7 protein-coding genes and 1 pseudogene are annotated in these 4880 nt (G+C 40.5%); all 8 read right to left on the reverse strand.

Annotated features, from left to right (window positions below):
* Positions 1-127, reverse strand: a 127-nt coding sequence (locus FC652_RS19200; protein ID WP_176299801.1) for a DUF3265 domain-containing protein, incomplete at its 3' end; no start/stop codon positions are given.
* Positions 111-458 (reverse strand): hypothetical protein, encoded by a 348-nt coding sequence (locus FC652_RS19205; protein ID WP_176299802.1) that lies wholly within the window; start codon positions 456-458, stop codon positions 111-113. The genes FC652_RS19205 and FC652_RS19200, both read right to left, overlap by 17 nt.
* A 142-nt stretch (positions 459-600) precedes the next feature.
* Entirely contained in the window at positions 601-1323 is a 723-nt protein-coding gene (locus tag FC652_RS19210) for a hypothetical protein (RefSeq protein WP_176299803.1), read from the reverse strand.
* Positions 1324-1819: 496 nt separating this feature from the next.
* A pseudogene (locus FC652_RS19215) lies at positions 1820-1952 on the reverse strand (DUF3265 domain-containing protein).
* Complete coding sequence (locus FC652_RS19220; RefSeq protein ID WP_176299804.1) at positions 1927-2319, reverse strand: hypothetical protein; 393 nt, start codon at positions 2317-2319, stop codon at positions 1927-1929. Before FC652_RS19220 ends, FC652_RS19215 begins: the two are co-directional and overlap by 26 nt.
* 148 nt (positions 2320-2467) lie before the next feature.
* The gene (locus FC652_RS19230) at positions 2468-2929 is read right to left on the reverse strand and encodes a hypothetical protein (protein ID WP_176299805.1); all 462 of its coding nucleotides are present in this window, start codon (positions 2927-2929) and stop codon (positions 2468-2470) included.
* A gap of 1244 nt (positions 2930-4173) precedes the next feature.
* Positions 4174-4461 (reverse strand): type II toxin-antitoxin system RelE/ParE family toxin, encoded by a 288-nt coding sequence (locus tag FC652_RS19245; RefSeq protein WP_005445239.1) that lies wholly within the window; start codon positions 4459-4461, stop codon positions 4174-4176.
* On the reverse strand, positions 4458-4739 hold the full coding sequence (locus tag FC652_RS19250; protein WP_000086647.1) for a type II toxin-antitoxin system Phd/YefM family antitoxin: 282 nt from the start codon (positions 4737-4739) through the stop codon (positions 4458-4460). Before FC652_RS19250 ends, FC652_RS19245 begins: the two co-directional genes overlap by 4 nt.
* Between the last annotated feature and the right edge of the window lie 141 nt (positions 4740-4880).

The following is a 4880-nucleotide window of genomic DNA, read 5'->3' on the forward strand; positions in this document are numbered from 1 at the left end:
GCGTTAAGGGGTGAATGCCGCATAAACCAACCTTACGCAGACCACTTTCACCACAAAAATTTCTGCAAACCAAAAATGCCACGCGGCATGAATCCCTCTTAAACGCCTTGTTATATGTTTTGCTCACCACCGAACCAAACTATTAAACCACTAGCAATAAGTAAGAATATACCTATCAATCCAACATTAACCGAAAAACTTACTTTATTACTTTCGTCTTGAAAGTCATTGGTTCGGGACACAAGTTCACGATGAACCATTAATGACAAAAAGTCTTGGTTAGCTGGATTGTTACCGTCAAATGTAATACCTGCCAATACAATCAGCAAAACTCCGCTATATGCTAAGTAGTCAACCAAGGCTATTGTGGATAAGTAATCAAAATAGTTACGAGAAATTAGTAGAACTAACGAAATCACAACAAGATAAACTAAAATCCCTTTGATAAAACTCTTCATTGAAACTCCCTTTACATATAACGCCCGCTTAAGGGGCAGCCAACGCTACTAACAACTTTCCGCATAACACCATAACCACAAAAGCCAACGCATAGTAAAAATGCCGCGCGTTGGCTGTCCCTCTTGAAGCGTTTGTTATGTTTTACTCTATTTTTATACTGTAGCTTGAAACATGGGAAAGAGAATAGACTAGTAAATTGGAGCCACTTTCATTAATCATGTATATATTCTGTGGAGTGATCAGCTTAAGCTTACCCGACACCTCAAAATCGTTTTTTCCACCTTTTACAACGATAGGTAAATCTCCGCCAACTCCAAAAGCTTTAAGCCCGATAGAGACCACCTCTGCCACTTGAGCTGAATAATTTAATGACGAATATACAATCGCAAATATCAACGCTGCCATTGATATAAATTGAGCTTTCGCAGAATAACAAGTCAACACAATCACATGAATGGCTACAAATAAACATATTGCAGCAACAAAAATTACACGAGCGGGGTTTACATCAGAATAAATCAATATGCCTGCGTAAACCCAAAAACCGACAAACAACAGACCATACATTAGCCATAGAGGCCACATAGTTAAATTTCTTTTCTTGTATAGGAACCAAAAAATCATGGGTGAATACAAGATTGACGCCGTCACAATTAAAAATAGAACAGTCGTCAAGAAGAACCACTTCATACCAAATACGCCTTCCAGGAAGAAGTCATACGAGAAAAAATCATATTCAGCCATATAAACCAAAAAGAGCATCATTGCGACATTTGGTACAAGCACAAAAGTAGAGACTAAATAAGAAATTACTTTCCACCAGAACTCTTGTGTCTTATTTTTTAAAAAATTAACTACGTCCATCAAATATACTCCGAAAACATAACGCCAAATTAAGCTGCTACCAACGCACAATGCCATTTTCAGCAATGCACCGTAATCAAAAAACTCATTGAAACTGATGAAGCCACGCGTTGGTAGTCAGGCTTGAATTTTTTGTTAGGTATTACTATTTCGTATTCATTAACTTGGCAAAGAATCACTAGGCTAACGCATTGTGATAAATTCAACCCAAACCTTTCACTCAATTTGGTAGCCAAATGTGACCAGCTTAAAACGAGTAACTCATTTATTCGATTGAGAAAACCAAAGCAACTTTATGCCAGCGAAACTCTCAACCGAACAACACGAAAACCCAATGAAGCAACCCACGAATATTGACATGAGAAACCGCTGAAGAAACTTGATGATTTGGGCAGACGAAGCTGATTTGCTGAAAGCCGTAAACGAATGGCTAGAGACATCACCAAATCTTTTCCCCCAGAAATTACGCTTTTCTCTTCGTAAACCTAACGCCCTGTTAAGGGGTGAGCAACGCAATACCAAATCCGCCGCATAACACCTTAAACACTAAAACCAACGCATAGTGAAAATGCCACGCGTTGCGAATCCCTCTTGAACAGTTTGTTAGTAGGTGACTTTCGTATAATCATCCAAACTAAAATATTCAAACTTTAGAACCACCCCACTATCAAAAGTAAGGGATAAAAAAATGATATCGCTATCCAAAAACTGTTCAATACGTGTCAAGGCATGGCTATAAATACCTTTAATTTCGCTGAAATTAACTAATGAGCTGTAAGACGAAAAATCACTATTTATTGGCTCTGTTGGCTCAACGCAGACGCGCCAAAAGATACTGATGCCATCGAAGTACAACTGAAACCACTGGGAGTCAAAACGAAAATACGCGACATTCGCTTGATCATGGATAGTTTGCGAACACTGGATTTGCTCAAGAAAAAACTGCTCACAAACTTTACCCACTTGGGGAACATTACCATTTATATAGAGCTCCACCTGAGCCTCCTGTCACCTACTAACGCCCTGTTAAGGTGTGAGCAACGCAATACCGATGCTCCCGCATACCACCTTAATCACTAAAACCAACGCATAGTAAAAATGCCACGCGTTGCGAATCACTCTTAAACAGTTTGTTATACCACTACTAAAATACGACCTCTAAACTAGACAACTTGTATCTTGCCCAAGCATCCATATAGTAGTCACTGTTACTGTCCCAGAACTCTGATGGCATTTTTCTTTGGTATTTTACATTCAAAATACTGTGCTCTTTCGGCGTGACAACACAGTAGACACAGTACTTGTCGATAACATCATATACATCAGAGACTTGGGGGTTAGTTAACGATAGTAAGATGCGCACAACCTCAGCCATGGGCACAACATGCTCTTTCTCAACTTTGTCGCTATTCCGAGCTGAGATTGTCCATTGGCATTGCTCTTTTATCTTTCTTGTATCCCACTTACCTGTCCCATTTACTGCACCGACACGGTACGCATACAAATTATCAACTAAATTGCGATAACAGTGAGAATCATCAACTCCACCATCAACAAGAACTAGAATAGCTTTAGCAAGAGCTTCAGCTTTAACTGCATATGACATATATAGAACCGCTTCAAAAAGCCGAATCGTAAACTACTTTCTTGTATGCAGAAACTCAGTTTCTCACATAGTGGTATAACGCCGCGTTAAGTGGTGAACAACGCCAACCACCAAACCTAAACCATTGTGCCTTAAACACTTAACCTGACTGGAATTGAAATCGCCAAGCGTTGTGAATCCGCCTTAAACGCCTTGTTAGGCGAAGTTTCCCACCGATGTTTAAGTGGTTTTGAAAGCAGATTACCCGAAACCAAATAAGCAACCAAACACCCACTGATTTTTTGTGATTCAAGAACCACAAATGTCACTATGTTTCAGCCGAAATTTCGACAACCACGAAATACAGACTTTCAGTGTTCAAGTTGCTTTTGAGGAGCAGAAACGTAAAGCTGCAAACGTAAAGCGAGAACGAAAACCTCGATTAACTTGCCCTCTCCACACTTTGAGCCAGTGAAATTCACAACCAACCGACTGTGAAAACCAATGAGGCAACCCACGAACTTTGGCATGTTTTACGGCAGAAGAGATTAAAGAATTTGAGCCGACAACGTTGAGTTGCCGACTTAGAAAAACGAATGCTCAAAGAAAACTAAGAAGATGAGAACAAAGAACTTTCCTGCCCGTCGCCTAACGCCCGGTTAAGGGGCAGCCAACGCCATTACAAAGCTTCCGCATAACATCGTAACCACAAAAAACCAACGCATAATAAAAATGCCACGCGTTGGCTGTCCCTCTTGAACCGTTTGTTATGTTTAAGCTTCAATGACTTACGTTTTACCAAAACCAAGATTAACTCAGCTTTGATTCACAAACAAAAGCCAAGACCTAAAAAACTGAAACGATTCATAGAGTTGAAAAACAGACTATGAATTTCGGCAATTCAAGCCCCAAAAACCTGTGTTCAAAATACTGATTGAGCCAGCCGCCCTAACCTCGCGCTTACCCGAAAATTGATTGAGGCAATTCTCTGAATTTCCAGCGCCAAAGAATAATTGTCCGGAAAACAGCGCCCGCTGAAGCCAACTTGCCGACAAACACAAAACCAATCAGCAGAGAGAACAAAGAAAAACCATAATCCACTGATTTTTGGTGATTAAACATAACGCCCAAAAAATAACGCCCTGTTAAGGGGTGAGCAACGCAATACCGAAGCCGCCGCATAACACCTTAACCACTAAATTCAACGCATAGTAAAAATGCCACGCGTTGCGAATCCCTCTTGAACAGTTTGTTATAACACAGTTTTACACGTCATCTTCCGATAAAATTTGACGACAATTACGAACCGTTAGTACGCGGATTTCGTGACTTAAACTGTAGATAATACGATAGTGACCAAAGATGATTTCACGATAGTTCGTGTGGGGCATTTCAGGAACAAACCGCCCCATTTCAGGCATACTTCCAAGTAGTTCAGTTTTATCAAAAACTTCGTTTACCCACCTCTCTGCTGCAGGTGGATTATCCAAAGAAATAAACTCCGCTGCATCACCTAGTTTCTGAAGTGCTAATGGAGACCAGACTACTTTCATTTTTTAATGCGCCCAAGTACTTGAGCACGCGCATCATCATTGGAAACACCAAGACCAGAAGCTAACTGAGCTTCTGCTGTGCGCATTTCTTCCAGTAACTCGATTTTCTCTTGCATTGCTTCATACTCAGCAACATCAAGAACAACAGCAACGCCTTTGCCTCGTTGCGTAATAACCAATGGACGACGAGTCTCATTGATTTGTTTGATGTATGAAGCTACACCGGCACGAAACTCAGACAAAGGCTGAATATCTTGATCGAAATGAATACGACTCATATTGAACTCCAGTTAGTACAAAATAACGTACAAATAATAGTTCAACTGACCCTTTTGGGCAAGAAGTTGATTCTGTGTTATAACGCTGCGTTAAGGGGTGAATGCCGCATAAACCAACTTTCCGCAGACCACTTTCACCAC

This window comes from Vibrio sp. 05-20-BW147, from assembly GCF_013369385.1.
Lineage (GTDB): Bacteria > Pseudomonadota > Gammaproteobacteria > Enterobacterales > Vibrionaceae > Vibrio > Vibrio floridensis.